21 protein-coding genes are annotated in these 19,414 nt (G+C 74.3%); 7 read left to right on the plus strand and 14 right to left on the minus strand.

Annotated elements, in window-relative coordinates; all coding sequences use genetic code 11:
- Positions 1-195 precede the first annotated feature (195 nt).
- The 11 genes from IE99_RS0100660 to IE99_RS0100710 form a co-directional block, all read right to left on the minus strand.
- Positions 196-972 (minus strand): DsbA family protein, encoded by a 777-nt coding sequence (locus tag IE99_RS0100660; RefSeq protein ID WP_030144877.1) that lies wholly within the window; start codon positions 970-972, stop codon positions 196-198.
- Between the two features lie 31 nt (positions 973-1,003).
- Entirely contained in the window at positions 1,004-1,492 is a 489-nt protein-coding gene (locus tag IE99_RS0100665; RefSeq protein ID WP_030144878.1) for a vitamin K epoxide reductase family protein, read from the minus strand.
- 154 nt (positions 1,493-1,646) lie between these two features.
- Positions 1,647-2,459 (minus strand): tryptophan synthase subunit alpha, encoded by an 813-nt coding sequence (gene trpA / locus IE99_RS0100670; protein ID WP_030144879.1) that lies wholly within the window; start codon positions 2,457-2,459, stop codon positions 1,647-1,649.
- On the minus strand, positions 2,456-3,715 hold the full coding sequence (gene trpB / locus IE99_RS0100675; RefSeq protein WP_030144880.1) for a tryptophan synthase subunit beta: 1,260 nt from the start codon (positions 3,713-3,715) through the stop codon (positions 2,456-2,458). The genes trpA and trpB overlap by 4 nt, the downstream gene beginning before the upstream one ends.
- Positions 3,716-3,842: 127 nt before the next feature.
- A complete protein-coding gene (gene trpC, locus IE99_RS0100680) occupies positions 3,843-4,649 on the minus strand; it encodes an indole-3-glycerol phosphate synthase TrpC (protein WP_030144881.1) in 807 nt (268 codons plus the stop codon).
- A 121-nt stretch (positions 4,650-4,770) separates the two neighbouring features.
- Positions 4,771-5,190 carry a DUF2752 domain-containing protein gene (locus IE99_RS0100685; protein ID WP_037558424.1) on the minus strand — a complete coding sequence of 140 codons (420 nt, stop codon included), beginning with the start codon at positions 5,188-5,190 and terminating at the stop codon, positions 4,771-4,773.
- Between the two features lie 67 nt (positions 5,191-5,257).
- Complete coding sequence (locus IE99_RS32560; RefSeq protein WP_030144883.1) at positions 5,258-5,920, minus strand: response regulator transcription factor; 663 nt, start codon at positions 5,918-5,920, stop codon at positions 5,258-5,260.
- On the minus strand, positions 5,917-6,546 hold the full coding sequence (locus IE99_RS32565) for a Trp biosynthesis-associated membrane protein (RefSeq protein ID WP_051711740.1): 630 nt from the start codon (positions 6,544-6,546) through the stop codon (positions 5,917-5,919). The genes IE99_RS32560 and IE99_RS32565 overlap by 4 nt, the downstream gene beginning before the upstream one ends.
- Entirely contained in the window at positions 6,543-6,920 is a 378-nt protein-coding gene (gene hisI / locus IE99_RS0100700) for a phosphoribosyl-AMP cyclohydrolase (RefSeq protein WP_030144885.1), read from the minus strand. The genes IE99_RS32565 and hisI overlap by 4 nt, the downstream gene beginning before the upstream one ends.
- 96 nt (positions 6,921-7,016) lie before the next feature.
- A complete protein-coding gene (locus IE99_RS0100705; protein ID WP_030144886.1) occupies positions 7,017-7,223 on the minus strand; it encodes a cold-shock protein in 207 nt (68 codons plus the stop codon).
- Positions 7,224-7,475: 252 nt separating this feature from the next.
- Positions 7,476-8,153 (minus strand): TIGR03085 family metal-binding protein, encoded by a 678-nt coding sequence (locus IE99_RS0100710; protein WP_030144887.1) that lies wholly within the window; start codon positions 8,151-8,153, stop codon positions 7,476-7,478.
- A gap of 160 nt (positions 8,154-8,313) precedes the next feature.
- Here IE99_RS0100710 and IE99_RS0100715 point away from each other — a divergent pair, with 160 nt between their 5' ends.
- From IE99_RS0100715 to IE99_RS0100740, 6 genes are all read left to right on the plus strand, one after another.
- Positions 8,314-10,176 carry an ABC transporter ATP-binding protein gene (locus tag IE99_RS0100715; RefSeq protein ID WP_030144888.1) on the plus strand — a complete coding sequence of 621 codons (1,863 nt, stop codon included), beginning with the start codon at positions 8,314-8,316 and terminating at the stop codon, positions 10,174-10,176.
- Complete coding sequence (locus IE99_RS0100720; RefSeq protein ID WP_030144889.1) at positions 10,173-11,954, plus strand: ABC transporter ATP-binding protein; 1,782 nt, start codon at positions 10,173-10,175, stop codon at positions 11,952-11,954. The genes IE99_RS0100715 and IE99_RS0100720 overlap by 4 nt, the downstream gene beginning before the upstream one ends.
- A 72-nt stretch (positions 11,955-12,026) precedes the next feature.
- Entirely contained in the window at positions 12,027-13,322 is a 1,296-nt protein-coding gene (locus tag IE99_RS0100725) for a hypothetical protein (protein ID WP_084219188.1), read from the plus strand.
- A gap of 77 nt (positions 13,323-13,399) precedes the next feature.
- Positions 13,400-13,846: a hypothetical protein gene (locus IE99_RS0100730; protein ID WP_157609946.1), complete on the plus strand. Its 447-nt coding sequence runs from the start codon at positions 13,400-13,402 to the stop codon at positions 13,844-13,846.
- A gap of 61 nt (positions 13,847-13,907) precedes the next feature.
- Complete coding sequence (locus IE99_RS0100735; protein WP_030144892.1) at positions 13,908-14,243, plus strand: hypothetical protein; 336 nt, start codon at positions 13,908-13,910, stop codon at positions 14,241-14,243.
- Positions 14,244-14,273: 30 nt separating this feature from the next.
- Positions 14,274-15,449, plus strand: a complete 1,176-nt coding sequence (locus IE99_RS0100740; protein WP_030144893.1) for a winged helix DNA-binding domain-containing protein — start codon at positions 14,274-14,276, stop codon at positions 15,447-15,449.
- 3 nt (positions 15,450-15,452) lie between these two features.
- Here IE99_RS0100740 and IE99_RS0100745 read toward each other — a convergent pair whose 3' ends face one another.
- Positions 15,453-16,043 (minus strand): hypothetical protein, encoded by a 591-nt coding sequence (locus IE99_RS0100745; protein WP_157609948.1) that lies wholly within the window; start codon positions 16,041-16,043, stop codon positions 15,453-15,455.
- A gap of 150 nt (positions 16,044-16,193) precedes the next feature.
- Here IE99_RS0100745 and IE99_RS0100750 point away from each other — a divergent pair, with 150 nt between their 5' ends.
- A complete protein-coding gene (locus IE99_RS0100750) occupies positions 16,194-17,927 on the plus strand; it encodes a CocE/NonD family hydrolase (protein ID WP_030144895.1) in 1,734 nt (577 codons plus the stop codon).
- On the opposite strand, the gene hisF is transcribed toward IE99_RS0100750, so the two are convergent.
- Together hisF and priA are read right to left on the minus strand one after the other, a co-directional pair.
- Positions 17,924-18,685: an imidazole glycerol phosphate synthase subunit HisF gene (hisF, locus tag IE99_RS0100755; protein WP_030144896.1), complete on the minus strand. Its 762-nt coding sequence runs from the start codon at positions 18,683-18,685 to the stop codon at positions 17,924-17,926. The genes IE99_RS0100750 and hisF overlap by 4 nt on opposite strands.
- Positions 18,682-19,401 carry a bifunctional 1-(5-phosphoribosyl)-5-((5-phosphoribosylamino)methylideneamino)imidazole-4-carboxamide isomerase/phosphoribosylanthranilate isomerase PriA gene (priA, locus tag IE99_RS0100760; protein ID WP_030144897.1) on the minus strand — a complete coding sequence of 240 codons (720 nt, stop codon included), beginning with the start codon at positions 19,399-19,401 and terminating at the stop codon, positions 18,682-18,684. Before priA ends, hisF begins: the two co-directional genes overlap by 4 nt.
- Positions 19,402-19,414: the final 13 nt, after the last annotated feature.

Consider the following 19,414-nt stretch of genomic DNA (forward strand, 5'->3'; position numbering starts at 1 on the left):
CTCGGACGCGTCCGGGCCTGCCCGGCGACACCGCCCTCGGCATCGGCCGACCGCCCGATCTTCCGATCGAACCGGCTCCACCGGCCCAGCCGACCGGCCGGCGCCGCCGAACCCATCGATCAGCCGACTCCGCCGGCTCTACCGATCAGCCGGCCGCCGCCTCTACCGATCAGCCGGCTCCGCCGCCTCTACCGATCAGCCGGCTCCGCCGGCGGCGAGGATCGCGGCCTTCATCGCGTCCGGGTTCATCAGCTGGGTCTGGATGTCGAGCTGCCTGCCGTCCAGGAAGACGGTCGGGGTGCCCTCGACGCGGCGGGTCTCCAGCGCGTACTTGGTCATCTCCTGGACCTTGGACTCCTTCTGCAGGTCCCGGACGCACTTTTCGAAGTTCGCGTCGGTGACCCCGAGGTCCTTGCCCCACTTCACCAGGTCGTCGGGCGAGAAGCCCTTGGAGCCCTCGGCGGGCTGGAAGCGGAAGAGGGTGTCGTGGTAGGAGACCCACTTGTCGGTGGGGACGCACAGCGCCGCGTTCGCCGACCGCAGCGAGTTGATGCGGATCGGGTCCTTCTGCCCGCCGAACAGGTGGAACGGCCGGTAGACGACCTTGACCTTGCCCTCGGCGGCGAGCTGCTCGATCGTGGAGCCCGACGCCTCCTCGAACGACTTGCAGACCGGGCACTGGAAGTCCTCGAAGACCTCGATGACCGGCTTGGTCACGCCCGCCTTCGCCATGACCATCGACCCGTCCGCCTGGCGGGTCAGGGGCGCGACCGCGCCCTTGTGCGCGACCGCGCGGCCGCTCTTGTTCCTGTGGTCGATGATGAGGACGGCGCCCACCACCACTGCCGCGACCAGGACCACCGAGCCGATGACGATGGCGAGCAGCCGGCGCTGTCTCTGCCGCGCCGCCTGCCGCTTGCGCTCGCCGGCGAGGCGTTCCCGCGCGGAACGCTCGCGTGCCGCCTTGCTCATTGGTCTCTCCTAGGGATGCGGGCCGGCGTCGCTAGTCGTCCAGACCGATGCGCCGGATGTCGTCGAACAGAACGAGGATGAACAGCAGGATAGTGACGACGTGCACACCGGTGCACCACAGGCAGATCTTGTGCAGGATCGCCACTTCCACGGCGACGAGGTACACCACCATCAGCACGCCGACCGCCGTGGCGGCGAGCCGTCCCCACCGCAGCGGCGGCCATGTCGACCGGAGCGCCCATGGGGTGATCAGGACGGCCATGCCGATGAAGAACGCGAGGCCGAGCAGCGGCATCGGGATGCCGAGCAGCTCGGCGTACTCGCTGGTCGTGACCGCGCGGCAGTCGACGCTGGAGGACGCGGAGCACAGCAGCGCGCTCTCCTCGTAATGGGTGACGGTCAGGTAGACCGAGATGCCGAGGCCGGTGAGGGTCAGCACCCAGGCCGTGGCCTGCCACCAGCGCGGGCGGGACGGCGCCGCCACGGGCGTCCGCTCGTCCACCGTCGTCTCTCGCGTCATCGAGGATCCTTCCGGGACCGCCGGGACATCACCGCCGGCGGGAACTCACCCTAACGGGAGGGCGCGCGTCTTCGGTTCCAACGAGACCGGCGGGTGCCGGGTTCCCCATACCGGGAACGCCCGCGCACCCGCCGTGATTCCGTGGCGCCGCAGGTCAGCGGCCCTTGCGGACGCCTTCGGCGAGTTCGGCGGCCAGCGCCCGGACGCCCGCGACGCCGGCCGCGAGGTCGAGCGCGTCCAGCAGCCGGCGGATGAACGCCGACCCGACGATCACGCCGTCGGCGAAGCCGGCGACCTCCGCGGCCTGGGCACCGTTGCCGACGCCGAGGCCGAGGCCGACCGGAAGGTCCCGGCCGTCCCGCCCGATGATCTCCCGGGTGCGCTCGACCAGCCGGGGCGCGCCGGTGTCGATGGCGGTGCGGGCGCCGGTGACGCCCATCAGCGACGCCGCGTAGACGAACCCGCGGGACGCCCTGGTGATCGCCTCGATGCGCTCGTCGGTGGAGCTCAGCGCGACGAGGAAGACCTTGTCGAGGTCGTGGGCGTCGGCGGCGGCGAGCCAGTCGCCGCCCTCCTCGGGGGTGAGGTCCGGGGTGATCAGCCCGCTGCCGCCCGCCGCCGCGAGGTCGCGGGCGAACCGCTCGACGCCGTAGTGGTCGACGGGGTTCCAGTACGTCATGACCAGGGTGGGGACGCCGGTCGCGGCGACCGCCTCGACCGTCCGGAACACGTCGGCGACGCGGACCCCGCCGACGAGCGCCCGGTGGACGGCGTCCTGGATGGTGGGGCCGTCCATCATCGGGTCGGTGTAGGGCAGGCCGATCTCGATGACGTCGCAGCCCGCGTCCACCATCGCCTTCGCGGCCTCGACCGCGCCGTCGAAGGTGGGAAACCCGGCGGGCAGGTACCCGACGAGGGCGGCTCGGTTCTCCGCCCTGGCCTTGTCGTAAGCGGTCTTGACGGTCACCGGGCGTCCCCTTCCGGCATCAGGCCGAAGAAGGAGGCGGCCGTGTGCATGTCCTTGTCGCCCCGCCCGGACAGGCACACGACGACGGTTGCTCCCGGGCCGATCTCCGCGACCAGTTCCGGGCCGATCTTCAGCACGCCGGCGAGCGCGTGCGCCGACTCGATCGCCGGGATGATCCCCTCGGTGCGGCACAGCAGCGCGAACGCGTCCATGGCCTCCGCGTCGGTGATCTCCCGGTACTCGGCGCGTCCGAGGTCGTGCAGCCAGGAGTGCTCGGGGCCGACGCCGGGATAGTCGAGGCCGGCCGAGATGGAGTGGGTCTCCTGGGTCTGGCCGTCCTCGTCCTGGAGGAGGTAGGTGCGCATGCCGTGGATGACGCCGAGGGACCCGCCGACGAGCGTCGCGGCGTGCCGGCCGGACGCGACGCCGTCGCCGCCCGCCTCGAACCCGAACAGCCGGACGGACTCGTCCGGGACGAACGCGTGGAAGATCCCGATCGCGTTGGAGCCGCCGCCCACGCACGCGACGACGGCGCCGGGCAGCGCCCCGGTCAGGTCGAGGCACTGCTGCCGCGCCTCCACCCCGATGATCCGCTGGAAGTCGCGGACCATCATCGGGAACGGGTGCGGGCCCATGACGGACCCGATGCAGTAGTGGGTGTTCTCGACGGACGCGACCCAGTCGCGGAACGCCTCGTTGCAGGCGTCCTTGAGGGTGCGGCTGCCGGTCCGGACCGGGATCACCTCGGCGCCGAGCATCCGCATCCGGGCGACGTTGAGCGCCTGGCGCTCGGTGTCGACCTCGCCCATGTAGACGGTGCACTCCAGGCCGAGGAGCGCGGCGGCGGTCGCGGTCGCGACGCCGTGCTGGCCGGCGCCGGTCTCGGCGATCACGCGGGTCTTGCCCATGCGCCGGGTCAGCAGCGCCTGCCCCAGCACGTTGTTGATCTTGTGGGAGCCGGTGTGGTTGAGGTCCTCGCGCTTCAGCAGCACCCGGGCGCCCCCGGCGTGCTCGGAGAACCGCTTGGCCTCCGTCAGCAGGCTCGGGCGGCCCGCGTAGTTCACGAGGAGGTCGTCCAGCTCCGCGACGAACGCGGGATCGTTCTTCGCGGCCTCGAACTCGCGGGTCAGCTCGTCCAGCGCCGCCATGAGCGCCTCGGGCGCGAACCGCCCGCCGAACCTCCCGAAATGGCCCGTGGCGTCGGGCACGGGGCCGGGCACGGCCTGATCGCCGCGCGCGGCGGCATCGATGGTCATCAGAGAACTCGTCCTGTCATGCGAGAAATGGGCTTACCGGTCGGAGACGTCGGTCAAGCCCGCCATCGTTCGCGCAGCGGCTCCAGCATGGCCGTACCCTATCCGTTCCCGTCCGTCACCGGGCCGGTCAGCCGCTCTGGCGCAGCGCGGGGTGCGCGCCGGCCGCGACGAGGTCGGCGACCGCGGCCCGCGGGTCCTTGCCGATCACCAGGCTCTCCCCCACCAGGACGGCGTCGGCGCCGTGCGCCGCGTAGGCGAGCAGGTCGTGCGGGCCGCGGACGCCCGACTCGGCGATCTTGATCGCGTCCTTCGGCAGCAGCGGCGCGATCCGGGAGAACACGCTCCGGTCGACCTGGAGGGTCTTCAGATCGCGGGCGTTCACCCCGATGACCTTCGCGCCTGCGGCGACCGCGCGCTCGGCCTCCTCCTCGGTGTGGACCTCGACGAGTGGGACCAGCCCGATCGACCCGGCCCGCTCGACGAGCGAGACCAGGGCGTCCTGGTCGAGCGCCGCGACGATCAGCAGCGCCATGTCGGCGCCGTACGCGCGCGCCTCCCACAACTGGTAGGAGGTGACGATGAAGTCCTTGCGCAGGACGCAGACGTCGACGTCGGCGCGGACGTCCGCCAGGTCCTGCAGGCTGCCGCCGAACCTGCGGCGCTCGGTCAGCACGCTGATCACCTTGGCGCCGCCCGCCTCGTAGTCGCGGGCGAGCGCGGCCGGGTCGGCGATCGCGGCGAGCGCGCCCTTGGACGGGCTGCTCCGCTTCACCTCGGCGATGACCGAGACGCCCTGGCCGCGCAGCGCGGCGAGCGCGTCGCGGGACGGGGGCGCGGCCGCCGCCTTCTCCTTGAGGGCGTCGAGCGGGACCTCCCGTTGCCTCTCGGCGAGATCGGCCCGGACGCCTTCGATGATCTCGTCCAGAACGCTCACGTGCAGGCCCCCTATTTCTGGTCGATCCGTGCACCGATCGTAGCCGTCGCGCCGGACGCGCCTCGCGCCGGGGAGGGGTCGGCGCCCGCCGCGCAGGACGGCCCCGCGACGTTCCCGCGCGTCAGGGCGCCAGGGGCTGAGCGAACGGAAGGTTGCGGACGATCCAGTAGACGATCAGCAGGCCGATGAAGCCGAAGACCACCGGGCGCGCGAACAGCCGGGACCGCATCGGCCGCCCCCGCGCGGTCAGCGCCGTCCAGCGGACGAACAGGTAGCCGAACACCGGGAGCAGCAGGAACAGCAGCGGGTTGAGCCCGAACGCGGTCTCCACGCGGCCGTGGGCGAGGGCGTGGACGAGCCGGGTCGCTCCGCAGCCTGGGCAGTACCACCCGGTCAGGAACAGGAACGGGCACGCCGGGTAGTGGCCGGGCTCGTTCGGGTCGACGCCGGCCACGACGGCCGTGCCCGCCCCGACCGCCGCGAGGACGGCCGCGTGCGGAAGGAGGGCGCGCCGCCGCTGCTGCTGCTGCACGATGGTCACGCCGTCCAGCGTAAGGGCGGCGGCCCGTTGAGGCACTCGCTCGGTCACGGCGCCCGGCCCGCGCCGGTCACGCGTCGAGGACGTATCCGACGCCGCGGACGGTGCGGATGGGACTGCCCGCGCCGAGCTTGGCCCGCAACTGCGCGACGTGCACGTCCACGGTGCGGCTGCCGGCGCCCGCCGCGGGCCCCCAGGCGGCGTCGAGGAGCTGCTCGCGCGTGAAGACCCGGCCCGGGTTCCCCATGAGGAACTCCAGCAGGTCGGACTCGGTGCCGGTGAGGGCGACCCGCCGGTCGCCGACGGTGGCGGTGCGCCCGCGCGGGTCGAAGGCGACCGGGCCCGCCCGCAGCGGACGCCGGGCGCGCTGCGGCCGCTCGCCGCGCAGCGCCTCCTCGACGGCGGCGACGAGGACGCGCGGGCCGAACGGACGCCGCACCCGGTGCGGGCCGAGCGCACGGGCGGCGGCCGGATCGACCGGGCCGGTCAGCACGATCACCGGGGCGCCCGCGGCGGCCGCCGCGACCCGCCGGTACAGGTCGGCGGGCAGCGGCGCGGCGGACACGTCGAGGACGACGGCGTCGGGCCGGACCCGCCGCACGGCCGCCGCCGCCCGCGCGGGGTCGTCCTCGACCGCGACCGCGAGTCCCGCGCGGGCCAGGTAGCGGCGCTGCAGCTCCGCGACGGCGGGGTCGTGCTCGGCGACGAGCACCAGGTCGCCGCCGGGAGTCACGCCCCGTCCCGCGCACCCGAGGGCGGCGCACTCGGATCGGGCACGCCGGACGCGGTGGGGTCCTCGCCTCGGTCGAGGGACTTCCACAGGGCGGCCGGGTCGTCGGGCGCGGGCGGCGCGGCGGTGCCGGAGCGGGACGCGTCGCGTTCGTACCGGGACGACATGCCGGGCCAGCGGGTGCCGCGCACGAGCGTGACCAGGCCCGCGACGACGAGGAGGACGCCGCCGGTGACCGAGGCCATCCACCACAGGTTCACGGACAGGACGGGCTGCGCGCCGAACTTCAGCAGGGAGCTCTTCTCCTCCGCCGCCGCCAGCACGTGCGCACGCTGCACCGAGGTGGCGGACGCGTAGACGATGCCGGCGCCGAACACGGCCAGCAGCGCCCCGACGGCCGCGCGGACCCGGCCGCGGGTGGCGAACAGGGCGGCGAGCCCGGCGAGGCCCGCCCAGCCGAGCGCGGCGCCCGCGCCGCCGAGGTCGTGCCCGGTGAGCCGTTCCGCGTACGGGGTGATCGCGCCGCTCGCCTGGACCCGCGCCCATTCCCGCCCGGCGGCGAGGAGGGCCAGCCCGGCGCCGGCGGCGCACAGGAGCGCGGTCAGGCCGCGTTCACGCCCGGGGGTCATGCCCCGGGGCGTTCCCCGACGACCGCGTCGAGGACGTCGGCGTCCCAGCAGGTGCGGTCGCCGGTGTGGCAGGCGCCCCCGACCTGGTCGACCTTCACGAGGACGGCGTCACCGTCGCAGTCGAGCGCGACCGACTTCACCCACTGCTGGTGCCCGGACGTCTCGCCCTTGACCCAGTACTCCCGGCGGCTGCGCGACCAGAAGGTGCAGCGTCCGGTGGTGAGCGTGCGGTGCAGGGCCTCGTCGTCCATCCAGCCGAGCATGAGCACCTCGCCGGTGTCGTGCTGCTGGGCGATGGCCGCCACGAGCCCGTTGGGGTCGCGCTTCAGCCGGTCGGCGATCTTCGGGTCGAGATTGGAAGGTGCAGTGGGCATGCGGGAATCCTACTGGCCCCGGCGGCGGGGCCCGGGAGATAAGCAAGAGCCCGCCTCCCTGGGGAGGAGGCGGGCTTCGCTGTAGGACTATGGGTCTTACAGGGGGACGACCTGGTCGGCCTGCGGACCCCGGTTACCCTGCGTCACCTCGAACTGGACGCGCTGGTTCTCGTCCAGCGAGCGGTAGCCGGAGCTCTGGATCGCCGAGTAGTGCACGAAGACGTCCGGTCCGCCGCCGTCCACGGCGATGAAACCGAAGCCCTTCTCGGCGTTGAACCACTTCACGGTGCCCTGCTGGGGCATGTCTTTCTCCTTGCGGCAAAACATGAGCCCACACCTCGCGGGCCCGGCGCGGTCACTGCGGAACGCTCTCGCCCCCGGTACGGTCCCGAAAAGCCAAAACGCCCGCTGCCATCAGTCCGCGGGCGTCCGTCCAAACGATCGAGAACCACGACTGCAACCGACAGCCCCACCGTATCACCGGATCCGCGTAAAACGGAGGCGCCGCAAGGCTCCCGATTCTTCCCTCGGCGAACCCCTGCCGTTACCTGGCCGTTAAAGACCCCAACCGGTCTCGGTCAGGGTCTTGACAGAGTCCGTGTCGCCCGTGAGGCGGACATCCGCGACGTCGGTGCGCCCGAGGGCCCACAGCACGAGTTCGCCGACCGCGCCGTGCACTCGGACCCCGCCGCCGGACCCGGATCCGGATCCCTTGCCGCCGGAGACGCGGACGCTGCGGCCGTCGGGTTGCACGAGCGTGACCTCGACCTGGACCTTTCTTAGGACAAAGCGGGCAATTTTAATCCTCGTCCAAAGAAGCTCCGCGAGATCGGCCGGGATCTCCCTGGCCTCCCAGCCGGGGCGTGCGCGGCGGATGTCCTCATGGTGAACAAAGAACTCCGCCGCGTTCGCGATTTTGTCCACGCCCGGAAGGGCGTGCGGGGAGAACTTCGGCGGCCCCTCGCGAAAGCGTTTCACCAGTTCATCGAAGGGAACGGCGGCCGCGGTGCGGCGGCGGACCCGCTCGGTGTAGAAGGCGAGCGGGGACAGCAGTATTCCCGGGGCGGCGTCCGGCCGCCCTTCGCGGGTGACGAGATGGGCGGCGAGGTCGCGGGCGGTCCAGCCGCCGCATTTCGTGGGGGCGTCCGGACCCGCCGCGGCGAGGGCGTCGGCGAGCGCGCGGCGCTCGAGCCGGACGGGGCCGGCGGGGGACGGCGCGGAGTCTGTGCTCATCGCCCGATCGTAGGACGCCCCCGTCCGTGCCGGGAATACGGGACATCCGTGCGGCCGGGAATAAGAGTCATCGCCGGATGGTAGGCATATCCGAGCCCGCGCTCCCCCGCCGGCCGGTGCGCGGGGCGTCCGGGCGCCGCCGCCACCCCGAGGAGCCGCCGTGCCACCACCGACGAAACGCGTCGACCCGCAGGTCCTGCGGGAGGGGCTGCGGGTCCTGTGGGTGGCGGTGCGGGCCGAGCCGCGGGTGTTCGCGGTGTCGGTCGGCGCGAGCGCGCTGTACGCGGTGACGACCGTCGCGATGGCGCGGGTGCTCGGCGAGGTGACCGAGCGGGTGGTGCTGCCGGCGTTCCGGTCCGGGCACACGACGGCGGGGGCGCTCGCCGCCGCGGCCGCCGCGATCATGGGAGTGGCGCTGCTGAAGGCCCTCGGCGTCGCCGGGCGCCGGTTCTACGCCGGCCTCATGCAGTACCGGATGCAGGCCCGCTACCGGCGCGCTGTGACGCGGCGGTACCTGCGGCTGCCGCTGGCGTGGCACCACCGGCACCCGACCGGGCAGCTGCTGTCGAACGCCAACGCCGACGTGGAGGCGACGTGGGCGCCGCTCGCGCCGCTGCCGATGGCGGTCGGCGTGGTGTTCATGCTGATGATCGCGGCCGTGTCGATCCTGGTGACCGATGTCGCGGTGGCGGCGGTCGGGTTCCTGATCTTCCCCGCCATCGCGCTGATCAACGTGGTGTACCAGCGGCGGCTCGCGCCCGTCGCGACCCGCGCCCAGCGGCTGCGCGCGGAGGTCAGCGAGGTCGCGCACGAGAGCTTCGAGGGCGGCCTGGTCGTCAAGACCCTGGGCCGCGAGCGCGCCGAGACCGCGCGGTTCCTGGACAGGGCGGAGGCGCTGCGGGACGCGAACGTGGCGGTCGGCCGCATCCGCGGGCTGTTCGACCCGGTACTGGAGGCGCTGCCGAACCTCGGTGTCCTGGCCGTCCTGCTGATCGGGTCGGTGCGGCTGGACGCGGGCGCGATGTCGGCCGGCGACCTGGTGCAGGTCGCGTACCTGTTCACGCTGCTGGCGTGGCCGGTCCGGGCGCTCGGCTGGGTGCTGGCGGAGGTCCCGCGCAGCGTCGTCGGCTGGGAGCGGGTCCGGAGCGTCCTGGACGCCCGCGGCTCCCTGCCGTTCGGGGACGGGGCCCTGGACGGGGCCGCCGCCGCGGAGCTGGAGGTCCGGGACGTCCGGTTCTCCTACGAGGACACGGAGGAGGGCCGGGCCGTCCTGCGGGACGTGTCGTTCGGCGCGTCGCCCGGCCGGACGGTCGCCGTCGTGGGCCCGACCGGGTCGGGCAAGTCGACGCTGACGTCGCTGCTGGTGCGGCTGGTCGACCCCGCCGACGGCTCGGTCCTGCTGGACGGCGTCGACCTGCGCGACGTCCGGCGCGGCGGGGTGGCCGCGGCGGCGGCGCTCGTCCCGCAGCAGACGTTCCTGTTCGACGACACGGTGCGCGGGAACGTGACGCTCGGCCTGGACGTGTCGGACGAGCGGATCTGGGAGGCGCTGCGCCTCGCCCAGGCCGACGGGTTCGTCGCGGCCCTCGCCGACGGGCTCGACACCCCGGTCGGGGAGCGCGGCACGACGCTGTCGGGCGGGCAGCGGCAGCGCCTCGCCCTGGCCCGCGCGCTGGTGCGCCGCCCGCGGCTGCTCGTCATGGACGACGCGACGTCCAGCGTCGACCCGCAGGTGGAGGCGCGGATCCTGGCGGGCCTGCGGGAGTCCGGGACGGGCACGACCGTCGTGGTCGTCGCCTACCGGAAGGCCACGATCGCGCTCGCGGACGAGGTCGTCTACCTGGAGCACGGCCGCGTCACCGCGCGCGGTGCCCACGCCGACCTGCTGGAACGCTCCGAGGGCTACCGGAACCTCGTCACCGCGTACGAGCGGGCCGAGGCGGAGCACGAGGCGGTCGAACGGGACGCGGAGCGCGACGCCGATCCGGGCGCGGTCCAGGGCGGCGAGGAGGCCCTCACATGACGGCGATCGACCAGACGTCCACCACGGTGGGGGCGCTGAGCACCCTGCGGCGGGGGCTGCGGCTCAGCCCGGAGTTCGCCGCCGGGCTGCCGGGGACGATCGCGCTGGCGCTGCTCTCCACGGCGGGACGGGTCGTCGTGCCCATCGCCGTGCAGCAGACGATCGACCGGGGCCTCGGCGGCCCCGGCGGGCCCGACATCGGGTTCGTCCGGACGGCTGTGCTGCTGTGCGCGGTCGCGGTGGTGCTGACGGCCGTGTGCGCGTACGCGATGAACGTCCGGCTGTACCGGACCTCGGAGGCGGGCCTGTCGGCGCTGCGGGTGCGGGCGTTCCGGCACGTCCACGACCTGTCGATGCTGACCCAGAGCACCGAGCGGCGCGGCGCCCTGGTGTCGCGGGTGACGGGCGACGTCGACCAGATCAGCACGTTCATGCAGTCCGGCGGGCTGATGTTCATCGTGTCGATGGGGCAGCTCGCCGTCGCGAGCGTGCTGATGCTGGTGTACTCCTGGCAGCTCGCGCTGCTGGTGTGGGCGGCGTTCCTGCCGCTCGCGTTCGTGCTGCGGCGCTTCCAGCGGATCGTGTCGGCCCGGTACACGCGGGTGCGGGAGCGGATGGGCGACCTGCTCGCCGCCGTCAGCGAGTCGGTCGTGGGCGCGTCGGTCATCCGGGCGCACGCGGCGGAGGAGCGGACCGGCCGGCGCGTCGACGCGACCGTCGAGGCGCACCGGGACGCGCAGGCCCGCGCCCAGGCGATGGTCGCGCTGACGTTCCCCGTCGGGGAACTGGTCGCGGCGGTCGCCACGGCCGCGGTGGTGGTCGCGGGCGTGCTGCTCGGCATCGGCGGGGAGCTGACCGCCGGGGAGCTCGTCGCGTTCCTGTTCCTGGTGACGCTGTTCGTCAGCCCCATGCAGACGGCGACGGAGGTCCTGAACGAGGCGCAGAACGCGATCGCGGGCTGGCGGCGGGTCCTCGGCGTCCTCGACACCGTCCCGGACGTCGCCGACCCGGGCGAGGACGGGGAGGTCCTGCCGCGCGGCCCGATCGAGGTCCGGTTCGAGGACGTCGGGTTCGGGTACCCCGGCGGCCCGCCCGTCCTGCACGGCGTGACCGTGGACATCGCGCCGCGCAGCCGCGTCGCGATCGTCGGCCAGACCGGGTCCGGCAAGACGACGTTCGCGAAGCTCCTCACCCGGCTCATGGACCCCTCGTCCGGGCGGGTGCTGGTCGACGGGGTGAGGCTCGACCGGGTGCGGTTCTCGTCGCTGCGCGAGCGCGTGGTGATGGTGCCGCAGGACGGGTTCCTGTTCGACGCTTCCCTCGCCGACAACATCCGGTACGGGCGGCCGGAGGCGTCCGACGCCGAGCTGCTCCTCGCGCTGACCGAGCTGGGTCTCGCCGACTGGCTGGACGGCCTGCCGCTGGGCCTGGCGACGCCCGTCGGGCAGCGCGGCGAGTCGCTGTCGGCGGGCGAGCGGCAGCTCGTCGCGCTGGCCCGCGCCTACGTCGCCGACCCCGACCTGCTCGTCCTGGACGAGGCGACCTCGGCCGTCGACCCGGCGACGGAGGTCCGCATCCAGCGGGCGCTGGAGGGCGCGACGCGGGGCCGTACGGCGGTCGCGATCGCGCACCGGCTGTCGACCGCTGAGTCGGCCGACGAGGTCATCGTCTTCGACGCGGGGCGGATCGTGCAGCGCGGCCCGCACGCCGAACTGGTCGCCGTGCCCGGGGTCTACGCGGACCTGCACGCCTCCTGGGCGGCCCAGCGGACCTTCTGACCTTGGGCGGGGACGGCACCGCACCGGGTAAAGAACTTGCCCGATATCGCATCGGGTGCGCATTCTGGCCTGGTGAACAACGAGGTCGAGTGGGAATCGGCGGGCACGCTGCGCGGTCAGCTGCAGCGGGGGCTCGGCAGGGCGGCGCGGCGCGCCGCGGACACGCCCGGCGCGGGCGAGTACGTGTACGACTGCGTGCGCAGCGATCCACGGCGGGATCCGCGCTGCGAGGCGCGCAGCCTGTACTACGCCCGGCTCATGGTCGATCTCGAGTTGCCGACCGGCCCGGTCGCGGAGCACCTGTTCGACCCGGCCGGCGAACCCGGCCTCCCCTCCGGCGCGACTCCCCGCGACGACGCCCGCGACGCCGGCGCCGATGAAGGGCGGGTGCGGCTGGCGCTGGACGTCCTGGCCGATCTGGTGCGGCTGAGCAGACGGGAGGCGGCCGTCCCGCTGCGCCGGTACGCCGAGGACGGCGAGCACTGGTTCGCCGCCGTGGAGACGCTGGTGGCCCTCGGCGACCCGGGCCTGGCGGCGGGGCTGGACGCCGTCGTGGCGGACCGCTGCGACGAGGCGGAACTGGACATGCTGCTGACCGGGCCGCCCGGCCCGGTGATCGAGGCGTGGGCGGCGTCCCGGCCGCGGATCGCGGCGGCGCTGGCGCGGCGGCTCGACCCGGAGCGGACCCGCCGGCCGGTGCCCGCCTCCGTCCGGCGCCCCGAGCGCACCGACGACGAGCTGCTCGACCTGGCGCGGGGGCGGGACGCCGGCGCGGTCGCCGCCATCTTCGAGCTGGGCCGCCGGCGCGCGCCCGCACTGCTCGACCTCGCCGAGGAGCTGCTGCGGCAGCGGCCCAGCCGCGCCGGCGGCGCCGTGTGCCGGGCCCTCGGCGACTACGGGCCCGAAAGCCTGCCGCGGGCGCGCGCCTGGGCGGCCGAAGGCGGCGGCTGCGCCGGCCTCGGCCTGCGGATCGTCGCCCGGCACGGCACCCGCCAGGACATCCCGCTGCTCATGGACGAGTTGCGCGGCGCCGTCGAGCGGCGCGACTGGACGGGCGCCGCGAGTCCCGTCGAGGGGCTCGGGCGGCTCCGCGCCGGCGAGGCCGTGGACCTGCTCAAGACGGCCTGGACCGAGACCACCTACGCGTTCCTGCGGCCGCGTGTGCTCACCGCGCTGGCCCGGACCGCCCCCCACACCGCCGAGGCCCATACGGTCGAGGCCCTCTGGGACTGCGAGGAGAAGGCGCGGCAGGAGGCCGCCCGCCTCGCCCCCCTCACCCGCGACACCCGCACGCGGCTGCGCCGCCTCGAGCTCGACGCCGCCGAGGACCCCGCCGTCCGCGCCATCGCCGCCGCACGCCTCCTGTAGGCGCGGGCTGAACCTTTCCGGGGCGGGGCGCGTATCTCCCCGTCGAATCGAGTACCTCACCCCGGGAGGACGAGACCATGGGCTCCACGCACCGTCCAAGGGCGCTGGCCTGCGCATTGCTGGGCGCCGCCGCGCTGGCGCTGACGGCCGGCTGCTCGGCGGGCGCGAAGACCGCGACCGGTGCGGGCGACCGCGCGGGCACCCCCGCGACCCTCGACGAGCTCGCCGCGCGGACGGGGTGCGACCTCGCCGGCAAGCGGAAGGCGGCGGAGCTGCAGCAGGGCAACTGCACGAACTCCCGGGGCCGCTACGTCCTGGTGAGCTTCACCACCGACCAGGGCCGCGACGCGTGGCTGACGGAGGCGAAGCCGTGGGGCGGGCAGTACCTCGTCGGGCCGCGCTGGATCGCGGTCGGGACGCATCGGACGCTGGAGTCGCTCCGCACGGACCTCGGCGGCAGCATCGTGGCGGGCGACCAGCACGGCGGCTCCCACACCGGGCACGGCGCGCCGTCGCGCTCCTGAGGCGGCGTCGTCCCCCGGACGGGCAGGGCGGAGCGGTGGGCGACGCCCTAGACTCGGCCGCATGAGCCTCTCCCTGCGCCGCAAGCTGACGGTCCTCCCCCTCGCCCTCCTCCCGCTCGCCGGCCTGACCGCGTGCAGCAGCGAGAACGCCACCACGGAGTGCAGCGTGAACGCCTGCACCGTGACGTTCGAGCGGGGCGTCAACGCGAGCGCGACGATCCTCGGCGTCAAGGCCGAGCTGGTCGACGTGCAGGGGCAGAACGTCACGATGAAGATCGGCGGTCAGACCGTGACGGTGCCCGTCGGGCAGGGCGAGCAGGCCGAGGGGATGGACATCTCGGTCCAGTCCGTCACGAAGGACCAGGTCGTCGTGAAGATCTCCAACAATCCGGGCTGATCCGGGCGCGGGGACCGCTAGGATTCGCTCATGCGTTCGATCAGCGTGGCGGAACGGCGGGCCCGGCTCGGCGTGCGGCACCGGCTCGCGGCCGGCGACCGCACCGACGACGTCCTGGACGTGGTCCGGTCGCTGGTGGTGCTGCACGCCACCGACCCGGCGACGGTGTTCCTGTCGGTGGCGGCCCGCACCCGCACCGCCGGCCCGGCCGACGTCGAGCGGGCGCTGTACGACGACCGGACGCTGCTGCGGATGCTCGCGATGCGCCGGACGATGTTCGTCGCGCCGACCGAGCTCGTCCCGGTGCTGCAGGCGTCCACGGCCACGGCGCTCGCCGCCAAGCAGCGCCGCACCTACGGCCGGTTCATCGAGCAGGCGGGGATCACCGACGACGTCGCGGCCTGGTGGGCGGCGGCGGAGGAGGCGGCGCACGACGCGCTGCTGGCGCGCGGCGAGGCCACCGGCGCGCAGCTGGGCGCCGACGTGCCCGTGCTGCGGACGCGGGTGAACCCGGCGCCCGGCAAGTCCTACTCCAAGCCCATGAACATCACCACGTGGGTGCTGGTGACGCTCGGCTGCGCGGGGCGCATCGTCCGGGGGCGGCCGGACGGGTCATGGGCGAGCAGCCGCTACCGGTGGGCGCCGGTCGAGGCGTGGCTGCCCGGCGGCGTCCCCGACGTTCCGCCCGCGCAGGCCCGCACCGAGCTCGTCCGGCGGTGGCTGCGCGCGTTCGGCCCGGCCCCGGTCTCCGACCTCAAGTGGTGGACGGGCTGGACCGCAGGCGACGTCGCCAAGGCCCTCGCCCCGCTGGACGTCGCGGACGTCGATCTCGACGGCGCGGCGGGGATCGTCCTGGCCGACGACCTGGAGCCCGTCGCCGCCCCCGAGCCGTGGGCGGCGCTGCTGCCCGCGCTCGACCCGACGCCGATGGGCTGGCAGAACCGCGACTGGTTCCTCGGCGACCACCGCGCCGCCCTGTTCGACCGCAGCGGCAACATCGGCCCCACGGTCTGGTGGGACGGCCGGATCGTGGGCGGGTGGGCTCAGCGCGCGGACGGCGAGATCGCGTTCCGGCTCCTGGAGGACGCGGGCGCCGAGGCCGCGGCCGCCGTCGAGCGGGAGGCCGCCCGCATGGCCGCCTGGTACGGCGACGTCCGCGCGGTCCCCCGGTTCCGCACCCCCCTGCAGCGCGAGCTCACCGCCTGACGGTCAGTACCCGAAGACGGCGGCGCGGCGCTTGGCCGAGCCCCGCCGGACCATGATGACGATGAAGGCGATGACGGCGAGGATCGAGACGCCGATGCCGGCGAGCATCGCGATGCCGAGGTAGCCGAAGGCGGTGTCGTCCGGGGTGACCATGACGGTGCCGTCCGCGCCGCGGCAGGCCAGCTTCGCCTCACCCGTGACGGGCGCGGTGAACGACGCGGAGTACCGGTAGGAGTCGCGCGCGGATGCGCTCCACGCGTTCTTGCGCGTCAGCTCGACCGCCCCGGACGTCTCCCCCACGGTGACCGTGCACGACAGGGGGTCCGTGCCGTTCTCCCGGACGTAGACGAAGTAGCCGGCGCCTTCGGTGAGCTGCACGGTGACGCCGGTGCGCGGGTCGCCGGTCACCGGCTCGCCGTCGGCGGTGTCCATCTCGTCGGCGACGAGGAGGAGCACGACGAGGAACCCGATGAGCGCCGCGGCGACCAGGCCGATCGGGAGGGCGTACCAGCCCGCCCTGGGCCTGATCCTCGCCGGGGCGGGCCGGGGCGCGCCCATCGGCGGCGGCGGTCCCACGTTCGCTCCAGGCCACATCTCGGTCTCCCCGCGTCACGTCTTCCAGGAGGCGTGCGTCCACGATCCCAGACGCCCGCCGCGCCCGCCATAACGCTCACGCCGGAAGGTTCCGGATGTGGACTGAGCGGATACGGTTACCAAGGAGTAGCCCCCCGATCGGGAGACAGCATGGCCCCCAGGGACCGCATGCCCGCCCCCCTCGACCGGCTCCGCCGGCCCGGCCCCCTCGACCGGCTCCGCCGGCCGGGGCTCCCCCGCATCACCGTCGAGCGCGACATCCCCGTCCCGATGCCGGACGGCGTGACCCTGCTCGCCGACCGGTACACCCCCGCCGGGCCGCGGCGCCCCGGCGGGGAGGCGCCGCCGACCATCCTGGTGCGGACGCCGTACGGGCGGCGCGGCCCGGCCGCCGTGATCAACGGGCTGCCGTTCGTGCCGTTCGGGTTCCAGCTGGTCGTGCAGAGCGCGCGCGGGACGTTCGGGTCCGGCGGCGAGTTCGACCCGCTCGGCGCCGAGCACGACGACGGCGTCGCGACCGTCGCGTGGCTGAAGGAGCAGCCGTGGTTCGGCGGCACGTTCGGGGTGTACGGCCCCAGCTACCTCGGCTACACGGCATGGGCGCTCGCGGTCGACGCCGGACCGGAGCTGAAGGCCATGGCGCTACAGATCACGGCGTCGTCGTTCCAGGACGCCGCGTACGTCGGCGGGTCGTTCGCCCTGGAGTCCACGCTGACCTGGACGGACCTCACGCACCGGCAGCAGCGGCCGTTCGGCATGCTTACCGCGCCGCTGCTGTCGCGGCGCCGCGCGGTCCGCGCGGCCGGGACCGGCCGCCCGCTCGCCGACCTGGACGTGCTGACCGGCGGCGCGCCCATGCGGTTCTACCAGGACCTCCTCACCCACCACGGCTCTCCCGACTCGCCGTACTGGGACAAGCGCGACTTCAGCGGACGGGTCGGTGCGGTCGAGGCGCCCGTCACCCTCCTCGGCGGCTGGTATGACGTGTTCCTGCCGTGGGAGCTGCGCGACTACCTGGCGCTGCGGGCCGCGGGGCACCGTCCGTACCTCACGATCGGGCCGTGGTGGCACGCCGACGCCCGGCACGGCCTCGTGGCGATCCGCGAGTCGCTCGCCTGGTTCCGGGCGCACCTGCGCGGCGACCCGTCCGGGCTGCGCGCCGACCCCGTCCGGCTGTACGTGACGGGGGCGCGCGAGTGGCGGCACTACCGGGACTGGCCGCCGCCCGCGATGCGGCAGGAGCGCTGGCACCTGCACGCGGGCGGCGGGCTGGGACCGGACGGCCCGCAGCGCGCCGAGCCGTCCCGGTACCGCTTCGACCCCGCGCGGCCCACGCCCGCGCTCGGCGGGCCGACGCTCCTCGGCAGCTCCAAACCGGTCGACAACCGTCCGCTGGAACGCCGCGCCGACGTGCTCGTGTTCACCTCGCCCGAGCTCACCGAGGCGCTGGACGTCATCGGACCGGTCGGCGCCGACCTGTTCGTCCGCTCCGACCGGGAGCACACCGACTTCATCGTCCGGCTCTGCGACGTCGCACCGGACGGCACGTCCCGCAACGTGTGCGAGGGCGGCCTGCGGCTCCCCGCGTTCGAGGAGAAGCCGATCGGGACGGACGGGACGCGCCGCGTCGCGATCGACATGTGGCCGACCGGGCACCGGTTCCAGCCCGGCCACCGCGTCCGCGTCCACGTGGCGAGCGGCGCGCACCCGAAGGTCGCCCCGAACCCCGGCACCGGCGAGCCGCTCATCACGGCCCGCACGATGGTGGACGCCCGCCAGGAGGTGTTCCACGACCCCGACCGGCCGTCCGCGATCATCCTGCCGATCGTCGACGGCCCGGCCGAGACGGTCGTCCCCGACCCCGCCGAGGACCCGGGCGGCTAGCGGACCGGGTGGCCGGCGTCCGCGAGCGCGCCCTTCACGTCGGAGATCTTGAGGTCGCCGAAGTGGAAGACGCTCGCGGCGAGGACGGCGTCGGCGCCCGCCGCGACGGCCGGCGCGAAGTGCTCCAGCGCCCCGGCGCCGCCGGACGCGATGACCGGCACGGTGACGGCCTCCCGGACGCGAGCGAGCATCTCCAGGTCGAAGCCGTTCTTCGTGCCGTCGGCGTCCATCGAGTTGAGGAGGATCTCCCCCACGCCGAGGTCCTGGCCGCGCCGGGCCCACTCGATCGCGTCGATCCCGGTGCCCTTGCGGCCGCCGTGCGTCGTGACCTCGAACCCGGACTCCGTCCCCTCGGCCCGGCGGGCGTCCACGGAAAGGACGATGCACTGCGACCCGAACCGGTGCGCCGCCTCGCGGAGGAACTCCGGGCGGGCGATCGCGGCCGTGTTCACCGAGACCTTGTCGGCGCCCGCGCGCAGCAGCCGGTCGACGTCCTCGACGGCGCGGACGCCGCCGCCGACCGTGAGCGGGATGAACACCTGCTCGGCGGTCCGGCGGACGACGTCGTAGGTGGTCTCGCGGTCGCCGCTGGACGCGGTGATGTCGAGGAACGTCAGCTCGTCGGCGCCCTCCGCGTCGTAGCGGCGGGCCAGCTCGACGGGGTCGCCGGCGTCGCGCAGGTTCTGGAAGTTGACGCCCTTCACCACGCGCCCGGCGTCGACGTCCAGGCACGGGATGACCCGTACGGCGACGGTCACTTCACGGCCTCCAGGGCCTCTTCGAGCGTGAACGCCTGCGCGTACAGCGCCTTCCCGACGATCGCGCCCTCGACTCCGGCGCCGACCAGCTTGGCGAGCTCGCGCAGGTCGTCCAGCGACGAGACGCCGCCGGACGCGACGACCGGCTTGTCGGTGCGCGCGCACACCTCGCGGAGCAGCTCGGTGTTCGGGCCGCGCAGAGTGCCGTCCTTGGTGACGTCGGTGACGACGTAGCGCGGGCAGCCGTCGTCCTCGAGACGGGCGAGGACGTCCCACAGGTCGCCGCCGTCGCGGGTCCAGCCGCGGGCGGCGAGCGTCGTGCCGCGCACGTCCAGGCCGACGGCGATCTGCTCGCCGTGCGAAGCGATGATCTTGCGGCACCAGTCGGGGTCCTCCAGCGCGGCCGTGCCGATGTTGACGCGGGCGCAGCCGGTCGCGAGGGCGGCCTCCAGGGACGCGTCGTCCCGGATGCCGCCGGACAGCTCCACCTTCACGTCGAGGCGCCCGGTCACCTCGGCCAGCAGCTCCCGGTTGGAGCCGCGGCCGAACGCCGCGTCCAGGTCGACCAGATGGATCCACTCCGCTCCCGCCTCCTGCCAGGCCAGGGCGGCGTCGAGCGGCGCGCCGTAGGAGGTCTCGGTGCCGGCCTCGCCCTGGACCAGGCGGACGGCCCGGCCGTCGGCGACGTCGACGGCGGGAAGGAGCGTCAGAGTCATGCGGACATCCCTG

It is taken from the genome of Spirillospora albida (assembly GCF_000718255.1).
GTDB lineage: Bacteria > Actinomycetota > Actinomycetes > Streptosporangiales > Streptosporangiaceae > Spirillospora > Spirillospora albida.